The organism is Stenotrophomonas sp. MYb57, assembly GCF_002966815.1.
GTDB classification, from domain to species: Bacteria; Pseudomonadota; Gammaproteobacteria; order Xanthomonadales; family Xanthomonadaceae; genus Stenotrophomonas; species Stenotrophomonas indicatrix.
In genome coordinates this window covers 2,198,817-2,214,035 of record NZ_CP023271.1, presented here as the reverse complement: position 1 = coordinate 2,214,035, position 15,219 = coordinate 2,198,817, and the positions used below count along the sequence as shown (strand labels likewise).

The 15,219-nt window shown below is 67.3% G+C and carries 14 protein-coding genes; 4 read left to right on the top strand and 10 right to left on the bottom strand.

Annotated elements, in window-relative coordinates; all coding sequences use genetic code 11:
* Position 1 precedes the first annotated feature (1 nt).
* Positions 2–1,759: a single-stranded-DNA-specific exonuclease RecJ gene (gene recJ, locus CLM74_RS10230; protein WP_105164983.1), complete on the bottom strand. Its 1,758-nt coding sequence runs from the start codon at positions 1,757–1,759 to the stop codon at positions 2–4.
* Positions 1,760–1,880: 121 nt separating this feature from the next.
* Between recJ and CLM74_RS10225 the strand changes: the two genes are divergently transcribed.
* Both CLM74_RS10225 and CLM74_RS10220 read left to right on the top strand, forming a co-directional pair.
* Positions 1,881–2,924: a DUF1176 domain-containing protein gene (locus CLM74_RS10225; protein WP_105163990.1), complete on the top strand. Its 1,044-nt coding sequence runs from the start codon at positions 1,881–1,883 to the stop codon at positions 2,922–2,924.
* Positions 2,925–2,940: 16 nt separating this feature from the next.
* Positions 2,941–3,990 carry a DUF1176 domain-containing protein gene (locus tag CLM74_RS10220; protein ID WP_158684131.1) on the top strand — a complete coding sequence of 350 codons (1,050 nt, stop codon included), beginning with the start codon at positions 2,941–2,943 and terminating at the stop codon, positions 3,988–3,990.
* A 36-nt stretch (positions 3,991–4,026) separates the two neighbouring features.
* Here the strand turns inward: CLM74_RS10220 and CLM74_RS10215 are convergent, their stop codons facing one another.
* The 6 genes from CLM74_RS10215 to dapB all read right to left on the bottom strand — a co-directional run bounded on the left by CLM74_RS10215 (position 4,027) and on the right by dapB (position 11,417).
* Entirely contained in the window at positions 4,027–4,947 is a 921-nt protein-coding gene (locus CLM74_RS10215) for a phosphoglycerate mutase (RefSeq protein WP_025874723.1), read from the bottom strand.
* Positions 4,948–4,950: 3 nt separating this feature from the next.
* The gene (greA, locus tag CLM74_RS10210) at positions 4,951–5,415 is read right to left on the bottom strand and encodes a transcription elongation factor GreA (RefSeq protein WP_025874725.1); all 465 of its coding nucleotides are present in this window, start codon (positions 5,413–5,415) and stop codon (positions 4,951–4,953) included.
* 8 nt (positions 5,416–5,423) lie between these two features.
* A complete protein-coding gene (gene carB, locus CLM74_RS10205) occupies positions 5,424–8,666 on the bottom strand; it encodes a carbamoyl-phosphate synthase large subunit (RefSeq protein ID WP_032975484.1) in 3,243 nt (1,080 codons plus the stop codon).
* A 54-nt stretch (positions 8,667–8,720) separates the two neighbouring features.
* Positions 8,721–9,269: a hypothetical protein gene (locus tag CLM74_RS10200; RefSeq protein WP_033831007.1), complete on the bottom strand. Its 549-nt coding sequence runs from the start codon at positions 9,267–9,269 to the stop codon at positions 8,721–8,723.
* On the bottom strand, positions 9,269–10,399 hold the full coding sequence (gene carA, locus CLM74_RS10195; protein ID WP_025874731.1) for a glutamine-hydrolyzing carbamoyl-phosphate synthase small subunit: 1,131 nt from the start codon (positions 10,397–10,399) through the stop codon (positions 9,269–9,271). The genes CLM74_RS10200 and carA overlap by 1 nt, the downstream gene beginning before the upstream one ends.
* A gap of 289 nt (positions 10,400–10,688) precedes the next feature.
* Positions 10,689–11,417: a 4-hydroxy-tetrahydrodipicolinate reductase gene (gene dapB, locus CLM74_RS10190; RefSeq protein ID WP_080277594.1), complete on the bottom strand. Its 729-nt coding sequence runs from the start codon at positions 11,415–11,417 to the stop codon at positions 10,689–10,691.
* A 159-nt stretch (positions 11,418–11,576) separates the two neighbouring features.
* Between dapB and CLM74_RS10180 the strand changes: the two genes are divergently transcribed.
* Together CLM74_RS10180 and CLM74_RS10175 are read left to right on the top strand one after the other, a co-directional pair.
* The gene (locus tag CLM74_RS10180) at positions 11,577–11,972 is read left to right on the top strand and encodes a MerR family transcriptional regulator (protein ID WP_105164982.1); all 396 of its coding nucleotides are present in this window, start codon (positions 11,577–11,579) and stop codon (positions 11,970–11,972) included.
* A gap of 55 nt (positions 11,973–12,027) precedes the next feature.
* Positions 12,028–12,609: an NAD(P)H-dependent oxidoreductase gene (locus CLM74_RS10175; RefSeq protein ID WP_105163988.1), complete on the top strand. Its 582-nt coding sequence runs from the start codon at positions 12,028–12,030 to the stop codon at positions 12,607–12,609.
* A 204-nt stretch (positions 12,610–12,813) separates the two neighbouring features.
* Here the strand turns inward: CLM74_RS10175 and CLM74_RS10170 are convergent, their stop codons facing one another.
* Genes CLM74_RS10170 through CLM74_RS10160 form a run of 3 tightly spaced genes read right to left on the bottom strand, consistent with a single transcriptional unit; the run spans position 12,814 to position 15,181 of the window.
* The gene (locus CLM74_RS10170; RefSeq protein WP_025874739.1) at positions 12,814–13,068 is read right to left on the bottom strand and encodes a DUF6587 family protein; all 255 of its coding nucleotides are present in this window, start codon (positions 13,066–13,068) and stop codon (positions 12,814–12,816) included.
* Complete coding sequence (gene feoB / locus CLM74_RS10165; protein ID WP_032975492.1) at positions 13,068–14,930, bottom strand: ferrous iron transport protein B; 1,863 nt, start codon at positions 14,928–14,930, stop codon at positions 13,068–13,070. Before feoB ends, CLM74_RS10170 begins: the two co-directional genes overlap by 1 nt.
* Positions 14,927–15,181 carry a FeoA family protein gene (locus CLM74_RS10160; RefSeq protein ID WP_025874743.1) on the bottom strand — a complete coding sequence of 85 codons (255 nt, stop codon included), beginning with the start codon at positions 15,179–15,181 and terminating at the stop codon, positions 14,927–14,929. Before CLM74_RS10160 ends, feoB begins: the two co-directional genes overlap by 4 nt.
* Positions 15,182–15,219 lie beyond the last annotated feature (38 nt).

The following is a 15,219-nucleotide window of genomic DNA, read 5'->3' as shown; positions in this document are numbered from 1 at the left end:
ACTACGCCGGCAGGCAGTGCTCGACGATCAGCTGGATGGCGGCGCCGCCACGATAGTCATCGCAGGCGAGCCGGTAGGCGAGATGCACGTGGCGACCGGGCGCATTGCCGTGCCAGCCGCCGAAATGGATCGCGTTGATCGTGCCGGGTACGCCGGGCAGGCGCAGTTCCAGCTTCAGATGCCGTTCCTTCAGCACGCGCCAGTTGGCCACTTCGAAGTGGCCATCGAACAGCGGCTCGGGAAAGCCCTGCCCCCATGGCCCCGCCAAACGCAGCGCATCGGCATGGCGATGATCGAGTTCGTCCGCGGCCAGTTCGCCGTCGCTGAGCACCTGCTGCTGCAGTGCAGCCGGGTCGAGCATTTCCAGCACGGTGGCGACGAACGCGGCTTCGAAGGCAGCCAGATGATCCAGGCGCATGCTCAACCCGGCGGCCATCGCGTGACCGCCGAAGCGCTCGATCAAGCCGGGATGGCGCGCATCGACCAGCGCCAGCGCATCACGGATATGCAGGCCGGCGATCGAACGCGCCGAGCCGCGCAGGGTGTCGGCGCCCGGCTCGGCCGGCGCGAACGCGATCACCGGCCGATGCAGGCGATCCTTCATCTTTGAAGCAACCAGGCCAACCACGCCGGGGTGCCAATCAGCATCGAACAGGCAGGCCGCCACCGGGCGCTGCCCTGCGGTATCGAGCACCACCTGCGACAGCGCGTGTTCGGCGTCATCGGTCATCGACTGCTGGACCGCACGCCGCTCGGCGTTGATCTGTTCCAGCGTCTGCGCGATGTCGCGGGCTTGCCGCGGATCTTCGGTGAGCAGCAGGGCGATACCCAATGCCATGTCTTCCAACCGACCGGCCGCGTTCAAGCGCGGGCCGAGCCCGAAGCCGATGTCGGTGGCGGTCAGGCGTGCGGCATCGCGGCCGCTGGCCTCGATCAATGCCTTCAGGCCGACGCAGCCCTGGCCATTGCGCAGCCTGCGCAATCCTGCGCTGACCAGGGCGCGATTGTTGGCATCGAGCACCACCAGGTCGGCCACTGTGCCCACCGCCACCAGGTCCAGCAGCGTGGTCAGGTCCGGCCCTTTGCCATCGGCAAATACCCCCGCTTCGCGCATCTGCCGGCGCAGCGCCATCAGTACGTAGAAGATCACGCCGACACCGGCCAGCGCCTTGCTGGGGAAGGCGTCGCCGTCGAGGTTGGGGTCGACGATGACATCGGCCGGTGGCAGCAGTGGACCGGGCAGATGGTGATCGGTCACCAGCACCTGCCAGCCACGCGCCTTGGCCGCGGTCACGCCGGCATGGCAGGCAATGCCGTGGTCGACGGTGACCAGCAGATCCGGCTGCAGCGCAGCCAGCTCGTCCACCAGTGACGGCGACAGACCATAGCCGTGCACCATGCGGTTGGGCACTGCGTGGAAGACGTGCTGCGCGCCGAGCATGCGCAGACCGCGCACACCGACCGCGCAGGCGGTTGCGCCGTCGCAGTCGAAATCACCGACTACCAGGATGCGCTTGTCGGCGGCGATGGCTTGCACCAGCAGGTCCACTGCCGCGTCGACGCCGGTCAGCAGTTCCGGCGCATGCAGGTTGCCGAGCTTGGGCAGGGCCAGCTCGGGCGTGTGCGCACCACGTGCGGCATACAGGCGGGCCAGCAGCGGCAGCGTGCCCTCCGGCCAGCTACCGGGCACGACCGCATCGCGACGGCGGATCATCGGCGTATCGGAAGACGGCAGCGCAGCATCGGCGGCAAGGGACATCGGCATCGCCGGGTTGCGGAAGACCCGCGCATGATACCCCGCTCGGCTCGCCAGGCTCTTCCGGGCTTGGCGCAGGCGTGGCGATCGCCCATGCTTGTTCGCTTCTGAAACGGAATTCGCCATGTACCGCCTGCTGTCCGTACTGCTTGCCAGCCTCCTGCTGCCACTTGCTTCCCAGGCCGCAAACACGCCGCCAACCCCCGGTATCGAGTTCGTACACCACGACTGGTTCCTGGCCTGCGACAACACCGGCACCTGCCGTGCAGCCGGCTACAGCCCTGAAAAGGCGGACAGCCTGCTGGGCCTGATGCTGGAGCGCGCCGGCGGCCCCGGCACGGCAGTGAAGGCGCGGCTGCGGGTCGGTGAGGATGGCGAAAGTGCAGTGCCTGAAGGTTCAATGCGCCTGCACGTGAACGGCCGTGATCTGGGCCCAGTGCAGGACACCGGGGCCGACGAGGCAATAATGCTGCGGCCGGCGCAGGTAGAAGGCCTGCTGGCCGCCCTGCCCGGCCAGGCCCGTATCGAGGTGATCGACAGCAGGGGCACGCGCTGGCCGATTTCCGATCGTGGTGCCGCCGCGGTGCTGCTGAAAATGGACGAGGTCCAAGGGCGCGTGGGCACGCCCGGTGCGCTGGTACGCCGCGGCACGCGTGCCGAAGCGAGCGTGCCCGCCGCAGTGGCCAAGCCGGTGATCGTGCGCGGTGTGCTGGCGGCCGGCCGCCCCGGCGATAGCGGGCTGGGCAGCAGTGAAGCGCTGCGCGACGCGCTGATTGCCACGCTCGGCGACAACGACGACTGTCCGCGCCTGATCGAGTACAAGGGAACACCGGAAATGGTGATCGAGCGGTTGGACGACCACCACGTGCTGGTGCAGGCGTTGTGCCAGATGGGCGCGTACAACTACAGCAATGGCTTCTGGATCGCGCGCGATCAGCCGCCGTTCGCACCTGAGACGGTCACGCTGGATGCAGAAGGCTTCTCGCACTCCGATCGCACGTTGTACGCGCGCTACAAGGGCCGCGGCATCGGCGACTGCGTTTCCGGCTGGGACTGGGCCTGGGATGGCCGCAGATTCCAGCCAAGCAGTGCGTTCAGTACCGGTCTGTGTCGTGGCGTGGCGGGCGGGCACTGGACGCTGCCGACGCTTGTCAGCACGGTCCGCTGACCCGGAAACCTGGAACATGACTACGCTTCGATTTCCTCTACTGGCGCTGGCGTCACTGACGCTGGCACCTGTCAGCTTCGCCGGCACGCCCGCGCAGTTCACGTTCCTTGAACAGAACGGACACCTGGCATGCGATAACACAGGCACCTGCCGGATGGTGGCGTTCGGCCCACCGGCCGCGTTGATGCTGGGCGTGCTCATCGAGCGTGCCGCTGGACCAGACACCCCCGTGACGGCGCGATTGTCGCTGGCTGATGGCAGTGACGGCGCGCCCCGCAGCCCGCGGGTGCATCCAGAGGGCCGGCTGCGGCTGCATGTGGATGGCGCGGACCTGGGTGATATCGGCCCGGTGGATGCGCTTGAGGCCGGCCTGGCTCTGGCACCACCACATGCGCAGGCGCTGCTGGATGCACTGGTGCGCGGGCGGCCGGTCAGGATGACCGACACGGCGGGCCAGGCATGGCCATTGGCAGAGAGCGGTAATGCCGCACTGCTGCTGAAGATGGACGAGGCACAGGGCCGCTTGCACACCCCAGGGGCGTTGGTGGGCAAGGGTTTGCGGCCGGAATCGCAGGTGCCGGCCGCACGGGTGGCACCTCGCCTGGTGCCGCCACCGCTGCTGGTTGAAGCCCACGACGAGGATGCCGCGCTGGCCGAACGTGCCGATCTACTGCAAGCGCTGCTACCGCGCGCCGAGGCCGGCGCGGGTTGCGCTGCAGCCTCTTCCCGCCACCTGCGCATCGAGCGGATCGATGCAACGCATGTGCTGGCGATGTTGAACTGCACGACCGGCCGCTACATCCGGCCAGCCGGCAGCTGGGTGATCCGCGACCGAACGCCCTTTGCGCCCGTGCCGATCACCGCATCCACGCTGTTCCCGCTCTACCCGCACGCCGTGTTCCTTGAAGAAGGCGTTGCAAGCGCTACGGACCGCTGCGGGATAGACCGGCATTGGGCCTGGGATGGAGCCCGCCTGGTGCTGGCGGCAACCTTCGTCGGCCGGCACTGCCTGGGCGTCGGTCAGCGCCACTGGCAACTGCCGACCTACGTTACGGAATTGCGCTAGGGCATCCGCCGGGCATGGCCCGGCGCTACCACCACGTCAGGCGTCGTGAAGCTGCCGTGGCTTCTTCCAGAACTGCCAGCGCTGGCCGCGATCCAGCTGGAACTGCAGGCCGTCCTCGAAATCCAGCACCAGCCGTTGCAGCTCGCCACGCTTGAGCGCGGCCAGCAGCGGCCGGATTGCATCGTTGCCCAGCTGCTGCAGCGAGCGCAGCTGGCGCAGGTCGACCAGTGCATCGACCGACTGCTCGCCATCCACCGCGACACCTGCGGCCTGGGCCAGGCCCTGCAGCAGCGCATCGCGGCTGCGCACCTGCGCGTGCGGCGTGGCCACCGATACCGGCATCACGCCACCACCCCAGAACCACAGCGAATTGATCGGCTGCTGGCCCTGCGCGGCGCGCTGCTGGTTCCACGAGTGGGTGTGCAGCAGCACCTGCGCTTCGGTCATCAGTGCGCGCCAGCGACGGCCCGCCTCGCCCGGCGGCAGGTGCGAGAACAGGTCATCACCCAGCACCTCGTCGGGGCTGTCGAACTCCGGCAGTTCAGTACCGATGGGCAGGCGCAGGTACCAGCGTGACGGATCGGGTGCATCCAGCACGAAGCCTGCATCCGCAAACAGCGGCTGCAGCACGGGCAGCAACGCCAGCGTATCGGCCAGGCTGGGCCGCAGCGTTTCGCCGTGGCCCATCATCCGCGCGCCATGCATGTCCGGCACCATGCAGGCCGGATCGGCACGCAGCCAGCAGGCGCCGGCGGCATCACCGACGTCACGCTGGCGGGTCAATGCGGCCACCGGCCAGTGCGGCGCGGCCACCGTGAAGTGGCGCAGCAGCTGCGCGCGTTCACCGGCATCGCCCTGCGAAGTGGTGGCGCGGCCCAGGGCGCGCGCCACGTCATCCGGCAATGCAGCCACCGCAAAGCGGCTGCGCGCCGGCAACAGCAGGGTTGCCGTCGCCACGGATCAGTCCTGGTAGCTGACGCTGACGATCTCGTACTCGCGCTGGCCGGCCGGCGCATCGATCACGATAGAGTCACCTTCCAGCTTGCCGATCATCGCGCGGGCGACCGGCGAGGAAATCGCGATCAGGCCGAGTTTGATGTCCGCTTCCAGATCACCAACGATCTGGTACTTCTTCTCTTCGTCCGATTCCACGTCGGCCAGGATCACGCTGGCCCCGAACACCACCTTGGAGCCTGCATTGAGCTTGCTCACGTCGATGATCTCGGCGTGCGACAGCTCGCCTTCCAGCTGCTTGATGCGGCCTTCGATGAAGCCCTGTTCCTCGCGCGCGGCGTGGTACTCGGCGTTCTCCTTCAGGTCGCCGTGCTCGCGCGCTTCGGCGATCGCGGCAATCACCTTCGGACGCTTGACCGACTTCAGGTGATCCAGTTCGTCGCGCAGACGCTGCGCGCCCTTCATCGTGATGGGTGCTCTCATGCGTTCAACTCCTTGTGCAGTTCCTGCAGCGACCAGACCGGGCCGGTACCGCGGAATTCCAGTGAATCCACCAGCGCCTTGGCACCGGCAATGGTGGTCGAATAGGTGACACGGTGCTGCAGTGCCTCGCGACGGATCGAGAACGAGTCGTTGATCGCGGCACGGCCTTCGGTCGTGTTGACGATATAGACGATCTCGCCGTTCTTGATCGAATCGACGATGTGCGGGCGACCCTCGACCACCTTGTTGATGATCTCGCAGTCCATGCCGTGCTGCTGCAGCCACGCTGCGGTGCCACGGGTGGCAACCAGGCTGTAGCCACGCGCCAGCAGGGCCTTGGCCACCGGCAGCACGCGCTTCTTGTCCGGGTCGCGCACCGACACGAACGCCTTGCCCACCGGCGGCGCCTTGATGCCACCGGCTTCCTGCGCGCGCGCGAAGGCGGCGTTGAAGCTGCGGCCCACGCCCATCACCTCACCGGTGGAGCGCATCTCCGGCCCGAGGATCGGGTCGACGCCCTGGAACTTGGCGAACGGGAAGATCGCTTCCTTCACCGAGTAGTAGTCCGGCACGATTTCCTTGGTGGCGCCCTGCTCTTCCAGGGTCTTGCCCGCCATGCAGCGGGCCGCGATCTTGGCCAGCGGCATGCCGGTGGCCTTGGACACGAAGGGCACGGTGCGCGAGGCACGCGGATTCACTTCCAGCAGGAAGATGGTGTCGTTGCCTTCCTCATCGGTCTGGATCGCGAACTGGGTGTTCATCAGGCCCACCACGTTCAGGGCCTTGGCCAGCTCGACCACCTGGCGACGCAGCTCGGCCTGGGTTTCAGCCGACAGCGAGTAAGGCGGCAGCGAGCAGGAGGAATCGCCCGAGTGCACGCCAGCCTCTTCGATGTGCTCCATCACGCCACCGATCAGGACGTTGCCCTGGGCGTCGGCGATGATGTCCACGTCGCACTCGACGGCGTTGTCGAGGAAGCGATCCAGCAGCACCGGCGAATCGTTGGACACCTTCACCGCGTCACGCACGTAGCGGGCCAGATCGGATTCGCCGTAGACGATTTCCATCGCGCGGCCACCCAGCACGTAGCTCGGGCGCACCACCAGCGGGTAACCGATCTCGCGCGCCAGCAGCAGGGCTTCCTGGTCGTTGCGGGCAATGCGGTTCGGCGGCTGCTTCAGGCCCAGGTTGTCCACCAGCTGCTGGAAGCGCTCGCGGTCTTCGGCCAGGTCGATCGAGTCCGGGCTGGTGCCGATCACCGGCACGCCGTTGGCTTCCAGCGCGCGTGCCAGCTTCAGCGGGGTCTGGCCGCCGTACTGCACGATCACGCCCTTCGGCTGCTCCAGCTCGACGATTTCCAGCACGTCTTCCAGGGTCAGCGGTTCGAAGTACAGGCGGTCGGAGGTGTCGTAGTCGGTCGACACGGTTTCCGGGTTGCAGTTGACCATGATGGTTTCATAGCCGTCCTCGCGCAGCGCCAGTGCCGCGTGCACGCAGCAGTAGTCGAACTCGATGCCCTGGCCGATGCGGTTCGGGCCACCGCCGAGGATCATGATCTTGTCGCGGTTGCTCGGCGCGGCTTCACACTCGTCCTCATAGGTCGAGTACAGGTAGGCGGTGCCGGTGGAGAACTCGGCGGCACAGGAGTCCACGCGCTTGTACACCGGGCGCACCTTGTGCGCGCGACGCAGCGCACGCACCGCGGCTTCGTTGGTGCCGGTCAGCTGGGCCAGGCGGGCGTCGGAGAAGCCGGCACGCTTGAGCTTGCGCAGGCGCGCCGCATCCAGTGCATCGATCCCATCGGCCGCGACCTGGGTCTCGGCGGCGATGATTTCTTCGATCTGGTCCAGGAACCACGGATCGATGTAGGACAGCTTGAAGATGTCCTCCACGCTCATCCCGGCGCGGAACGCGTCGGCGACGAAGAACAGGCGCTCCGGACCCGGCGCCTTCAGCTCGCGGCGCAGGGTCTGCAGATCGTCTTCACTGGTCAGGTCCAGGCCGGTCGGGTCGAAGCCGACCTTGCCGGTTTCCAGGCCACGCAGGGCCTTCTGCATCGATTCCTGGAAGGTGCGGCCCATCGCCATCACCTCGCCCACCGACTTCATCTGGGTGGTCAGGCGTGCATCGGCAGCCGGGAACTTCTCGAAAGCGAAGCGCGGAATCTTGGTGACGACGTAGTCGATGGACGGCTCGAACGAGGCCGGGGTCAGGCCGCCGGTGATCTCGTTCTTCAGTTCGTCCAGGGTGTAGCCCACGGCCAGCTTGGCGGCGACCTTGGCGATCGGGAAGCCGGTGGCCTTGGACGCCAGCGCCGAGGAACGCGACACGCGCGGGTTCATCTCGATCACCACCACGCGGCCGGTGTCCGGGTTGATGCCGAACTGCACGTTCGAACCACCGGTGTCCACGCCGATCTTGCGCAGCACGGCGATGGAGGCATCACGCAGGCGCTGGTATTCCTTGTCGGTCAGGGTCTGCGCCGGGGCCACGGTGATCGAGTCACCGGTGTGCACGCCCATCGGGTCCAGGTTTTCGATCGAGCAGACGATGATGCAGTTGTCCGCGGTATCGCGGACCACTTCCATCTCGAATTCCTTCCAGCCCAGCACCGACTCTTCGACCAGCACTTCGGTGGTCGGCGACAGTTCCAGGCCGCGGTTGACGATCTCGATCAGCTCTTCGCGGTTGTAGGCAATGCCGCCGCCACTGCCGCCCAGAGTGAAGCTGGGGCGGATGATGGTCGGATAGCCGACGCGGGTCTGGATCTCCAGCGCTTCGTCCAGGGTATGGGCAACGGCAGCGGTCGGGCACTCCAGGCCGATCTCGCTCATCGCCACGCGGAACAGCTCGCGGTCTTCGGCCATCATGATCGCTTCGCGCTTGGCGCCGATCAGCTCGACGTTGTACTTCTCAAGCACACCGTTGTCGGCCAGGTCCAGCGCGCAGTTCAGCGCGGTCTGGCCACCCATCGTCGGCAGCAGCGCGTCGGGCTTTTCCTTGGCGATGATCTTCTCGACGGTCTGCCAGTTGATCGGCTCGATGTAGACGGCGTCGGCCATCTCCGGGTCGGTCATGATCGTGGCCGGATTGCTGTTGACCAGCACCACGCGGTAGCCCTCATCTCGCAGGGCCTTGCAGGCCTGGGCGCCGGAGTAATCGAACTCACAGGCCTGGCCGATGACGATCGGGCCGGCACCGATGATGAGGATGGTCTTGAGGTCAGTGCGCTTGGGCATTTTCTTCTCTAAGTCAGTACAGCGTGACAAGGGGGAGTGATCGCACGCTGTCGATCAGGAAATCTCTTCGGGTTTCAGCGCAATCCCGCACTGGTCCTGCAATCCCTGGCTCAGTTTCACCGCAAATTCGTCAGGGACGCTCATTGCATCGAAACCAGCATCCAGGCGCTTGAAGGACGTACTGCCGAGAAAGGCGTCGAATCCGGCGGCGTACGCCTCGTCGTTGACGTTGACCGACGCGTCCGCTGCCGACTCCGGGAGCGCGCGGGTGAGGATCAGGTAACCCTTTCCGGACGGTGTGGCCAGGAAGCGCGACCAGTCCGCGACGATCACGTCACCGTCCTCGCCAAGGCTATTGATCAACGACTGGCGCGCATGAACGTAGAAGAACGACTGGATGGAGGTGCGGGCGCATTGGCGATCGCTTTCGGCCAGCGCTTTGAGCGTTGGCACCTCCTCGACCATCATCGCCGCCGACGACGCACCGACCGAGTCCTTCTTCAACGTGTGCAGCAGCGCGTCCATGTCCGCAGCGGACGCCGGCGCAGCCTGTGCCGCACCCGCGGCGCAGCACAGCGACAGCAGCAGAGCGGCGCTGCGCATCAAGCCTTCGCCTCGGCCATCAGGGTCACGAAACGATCGAACAGCGGACCGACGTCATGCGGGCCCGGCGAGGCTTCCGGGTGGCCCTGGAACGAGAACGCCGGCACATCGGTGCGGGCGATGCCCTGGTTGGTGCCGTCGAACAGCGAACGGTGGGTCACCCGCAGCGTGGCCGGCAGACTGGCTTCATCGACCGCGAAGCCGTGGTTCTGCGAGGTGATCATCACCCGGCCGCTGTCCAGGTCCTGCACCGGATGGTTCGCGCCGTGGTGGCCATGGCCCATCTTGATCGTCTTCGCGCCCGAGGCCAGGCCCAGCAGCTGATGGCCCAGGCAGATGCCGAAGGTCGGGATCTTCACGTCGATGAAGGTCTTGATCGCGGCGATCGCGTAGTCGCACGGTTCCGGGTCACCCGGGCCGTTGGACAGGAACACGCCGTCCGGCTTCAGCGCCAGCACTTCAGCGGCCGGGGTCTGCGCCGGCACCACGGTGACCTCGCAGCCGCGCTCGGCCAGCATGCGCAGGATGTTGGTCTTCACGCCGAAGTCGTACGCCACGACCTTGTACTGGGCCGGCACGCTGACGAAGGCGTTGGCATCCAGGTCCAGCTGGCCCTCGGTCCAGACGTAGGTCTTGTCGGTAGTCACGACCTTGGCCAGATCCATGCCCTTCAGGCCCGGGAACTTGCGGGCCGCTTCCAGTGCCTTTTCCACATCGATGCCGTCGCCGGCCATCAGCGCGCCGTTCTGGGCGCCCTTCTCGCGCAGGATGCGGGTCAGCTTGCGGGTGTCGATGCCAGCGATGGCGACCACGCCACGCTGGATCAGCCAGTCCTGCAGCGACACCTGGCTGCGCCAGCTGCTCGGGCGGCGCGGTACGTCGCGCACGATCAGGCCGGCCGACCACACCTTGGACGCTTCATCGTCCTGGTCGGTCATGCCGGTGTTGCCAATGTGCGGATAGGTCAGCGTGACCATCTGCCGGGCGTAGGACGGGTCGGTCAACACTTCCTGGTAGCCGGTCATGGCGGTGTTGAACACCACTTCACCGACGGACAGGCCGGGCGCGCCTACGGATTCGCCCTCGAATACGGTGCCGTCTTCGAGGACGAGGATTGCGGCTTGGGTCACGGAATTCTCACTTTGGCTACCGAGGGGGTGCCGAAGTCACGCCTGCGCTTCACGGAAATCCGGTTGCAAAAAAGCGCGGACGTACGGTCTGGGACCGGTCCGGCTTTCGTGATTCGGCGAGTGCGAATTGTAGCGGTGCCGGGGCGCTCGCGCCAGCGGTTATCGCCATTCATGAACAGGCGATTGCGCATTCATTTCAATCCGGGGCCGTATGCAGGCACCCAAGGGTAGCGCCGGGCCATGCCCGGCGGATCTGCCACCGACGCCGGGCATGGCCCGGCGCTACCGTTTACAGGGGGCCGTCCAGCAGGTCCCTTACCCGGTAGCTGCCAGCCGCCCGGCCCTGCAGCTGGCGAGCGGCAAACAGCGCCCCGCGGGCAAAGATGTCGCGGTTGGTGGCCCGGTGCACCAGCTCGATGCGCTCGCCCAGGCCGGTGAACTGCACCAGATGCTCGCCGACGATGTCTCCGGCGCGCAGGCTGGCGTACTGCGGCTCGGCCCCGCCCCGCTGCGCCGCGGCCCCCAGGGTCAACGCCGTGCCCGAGGGAGCGTCCTTCTTCTGCGTATGGTGCGATTCGACGATGTCGCAGTTCCAGCCGGCCAGCGCCTGCGCTGCACGTTCCACCAGCTCATCGAGCACCGCCACGCCCAGGCTGAAGTTCGACGCCCACACCAGCGGGATCTTCGCCGCCGCTGCTTCCAGTGCCTGGCGCTGCACACTGGAAATACCGGTGGTGCCCGATACCAGTCCCGCACCGCGCTCCACGCACAGTGCCAGCAGCGCATCGAAGCCCTCGGGCAGGCTGAAATCGATCGCCACATCGAACACCGGCGCCCCCGGCAACTCGCTGGCCGCGAAGAACGGCACGCCGTCGATCACCCGCTGCGCCGGCGCGCGGCCGGTCACCGCAGCGACGATCTGCAGGGAATCAGGATGTTCGGCGGCCAGCCGCAACAGGGCCTGGCCCATGCGCCCGGAGGCGCCGTGAATAAGCAATCGCAGGGGAGTCTGGTTCATGCACGCAGGCTAGCGGCAGCACGCATGGTCCGGCAAGCACTGTCGCTGCTACGCTGCGTGCCCCTTCAAGCGCTGGCCCGCACCTCATGCACCTTTGCAAACCGCCCGCGCCAAGCGCTGACGCCATCATGCCGCCTGCGCGGATGCAGGGCTGAAACGGTGCGCATTTCCGAAGTAGCCCGCCGTACCGGCGCCAGCGCCAAGGCCATCCGCCTGTACGAGGCACGCGGCCTGCTGCCGCCAGTGCCGCGCCTGAACCGCTATCGCGACTACAGCGAGCAGGACGTGGCCTGGGTGCAGCTGATCCGGCAGGCACTGGGGCTGGGCATCGGATTGGCCACCATCACCCGCCTGCAGCGTGGCGACGGCCAGCTGGACTGGCCAGCCGTGCTCGCCCTGCTGGAACGCCAGCGCACTGCGATTGCCGCCGAGCGCGAGCGGCTTGCCCGCGTCGAGGTCGAACTGCAGCAGGTGGCTGACGAGCTGCGGCAATGGCTGCAGCAGGGCGATGGTCCCTGCGTGCTGGCTCCCGCTGGCTGCCCTGGCGGGGTTTGACTCTGCCCTTGGGGCATAGCGCAACGTCGGATGCTTTCCAGCCCCCGAGACTGCCGTGCCCCGCTCCATCCTGATCCTGCTTGGCCATCCCGACCGCGACAGCCTGTGCGGCGCCCTCGCCCAGCGCTACGCGACCGCCGCCCGCAACGCCGGCCACCACGTGCGCATGATCGCCTTGGGCGACCTTCAGTTCGACCCGGTGCTGCGCCACGGTTATCGCCAGATCCAGCCACTGGAAACCGACCTGCAGGATGCAGCAGACGCGATCCAGGCCTGCGACCACCTGGTGCTGGTCTACCCGACGTGGTGGGGCGCGATGCCGGCACTGCTGAAGGGCTTCTTCGATCGCGTGCTGCTGCCGGGCTTCGCCTTCCGCTACCGTCGCGATTCGGTGTGGTGGGACCGGCTGCTGGCGGGGCGCAGCGCGCGGGTCATCACCACGCTGGATACGCCGCCCTGGTACTACCGCTGGATCTACCGCGATCCGGGCATCACCCAGATCCGCGCCACCATCCTTGAGTTCTGCGGCATCCGCCCGGTGCGGGTCAGCCGGCTGGGCCCGGTGCGCAGCAGCACGCCGCAACAGCGCGAACGCTGGTTGGCACTGGCAGCGGACCTTGGCACGCGGGCAGGTTGACGCATCGCCGCGAACCGGTCGCCTCACCCTGCCTGCAACGTAGATCCAAGTCCTGCGTGGATGATCAATTCCGACACCGCTGGAGGGCAGCGCTGGGGATGGGTAGATCCACGCCATGCGTGGATGATCAATCGGCAGTGCGGACCAAGGTCCGCACCCACCAGGGAAGGTCCGCACTCACCAGGGCAGCGCCCAGACGCCTCTCTAGTGCTGCTTCGGCGGTGTCGGTCCGCAGCTGTCGCAGCCACCGCAAGCCCCGCCACCGCCAGTGGCCGGCGGCGCGATCTTCCGGCCCAGCGCCTGCAGCCAGGCCGCACGGCCCGGCTTCAGCAGCGCCAGTGCCAGCGCGCCGCGCAGCTTGCGCACGGTGCCGGGCGCCTGCTTCTTCAACACCACCCACGCACTTACCAGCACGGCCACCGCGATGATCAGGTACTGGACCAGCAGGCCGGCGTCCATCAGCCGCCTCCCAGCGCCACGGTCACCTGGTAGGTGATCAGCGCCGCGACATAGGCCGCAGCAAACAGGTAGAACGCCGAGAAGCCCATCGTCTTCCACGAGTTGGTCTCGCGCTTGATGGTGGCCAGCGTCGAAATGCACATCGGCGCGTAGATGAACCACACCAGCAGGGCCAGGCCGGTAGCCAGCGACCAGCCGTCGGCCACCACCGGCGACAGTGCGGAGATCGCCGCATCATCATCGGCGGCCGACAGCGCATACACCGTCGCCAGCGAGGACACCGCTACTTCGCGCGCAGCGAGGCCCGGGATCAGCGCGATGCAGATCTGCCAGTTGAAGCCCAGCGGCGCGAAGATCGCGGTCATCGCATGACCGATCTGGCCGGCGTAGCTGTAGTCGATGGCCGGCATCGTCGCGTCGGCGGGCGCGCCCGGGAACGACAGCAGGAACCACAGCAGGATGGTCAGCGCCAGGATGATGCCGCCGACGCGCTTGAGGAAGATCATGCCGCGCTCGTACAGGCCGACGGCGAGGTCGCGCGGATGCGGAATGCGGTACGAAGGCAGCTCCAGCATCAGCGGGTGCTCGCTCTTGTCGCGGCGCCACTTCTTCATCACCCACGACATCACCAGCGCGCTGAGGATGCCCGCCACGTACAGGCCGAACAGCACCAGGCCCTGCTGGTTGAAGATGCCGATCCTGCCGGCCGGTATGAACGCACCGATCAGCAGCGCATACACCGGCAGCCTTGCCGAGCAGGTCATCAGCGGCGCCACCAGGATCGTGGCCAGGCGGTCACGCGGGTCCTGGATGCTGCGGGTGGCCATGATACCCGGCACCGCGCAGGCAAAGCTGGACAGCAGCGGGATGAACGACCGCCCCGACAGGCCGGCCGCCGCCATCATGCGGTCCAGCAGGAACGCGGCGCGTGGCAAGTAGCCGGACTCTTCCAGCGCCAGGATGAAGGCGAACAGGATCAGGATCTGCGGCAGGAACACCACCACGCCGCCCAGGCCGGCGATGATGCCGTCGGTCAGCAGGCTGGTCAGCGGACCTGCCGGCAGCACGCTGGCGGCCAGCTCACCCAGCCAGGCAAAGCCGGCCTCGATGCCATCCATCAACGGCGTGGCCCAGGCGAACACCGCCTGGAAGATCAGGAACATCACCACCACCAGCGTGATCAGGCCGAACACCGGATGCAGCAGCCAGCGGTCCAGCGTGTCGTCGATCTTCGCCGTCCGTGCCGGCATCCGCACGGCTGCGGCCAGGATCGCGCGCACCTGCGCGTGGTAGTCCACGCCACTCTCAACGCCGGCCAGCGGCGCATCCAGGTGCGGCACCATCGTATCCAGGCGTTCCACCAGTGCACGCGCGCCCTGCTTGCGTACCGCCACGGTTTCCACCACCGGCACACCGATCTCGCGCTCCAGCGCGGCCACATCGATCTGGATGCCGCGGCGCTGCGCGGCGTCGACCATGTTCAGGGCGATGATCATCGGCTTGCCCAGCTCGCGCAGTTCCAGGGCGAAGCGCAGGTGCAGGCGCAGGTTGGTGGCGTCGATCACGCACAGAAGGACGTCCGGCGCGGCCTCGCCCGGGTAGAACCCCCGGCACAGGTCGCGGGTGATCGCCTCGTCCAGGCTGGCCGGCTGCAGGCTGTAGGCGCCCGGCAGGTCGAGCACGGCGAACTCGCGGCCGGACGGCGCACGCAGGCGGCCTTCCTTGCGCTCTACGGTGACGCCGGTGTAATTGGCGACCTTCTGCCGGCTGCCGGTCAGCTGGTTGAACAGCGCCGTCTTGCCGCTGTTGGGGTTGCCGACCAGCGCGATGCGCAGCGGGGCGGCGGTTGCGGTGGCGCTCATGCACGTCCCTCCTGGCTGGCCGGGTCGATGACCACGCGCCGGGCCTCACTGATACGCAGCGCGAAACGGGTGAACCCGACCTGCACCAGCAGCGGCTCGCCACCAACCGGGCCTCGCGCCACCAGGCGCACTTCCTCGCCCTTGACGAAGCCCAGCTCGCGCAGGCGCCGGGCGATGGCATCGTTGGCATGCAGGTCCTGCACGGAATCGACCACGGCCGAGGCGTGCAGGGGCAGTTCGGACAGCGTCATCTAGCGTGTTCTCTGCTGGATGTAAATGGTTCTCGATT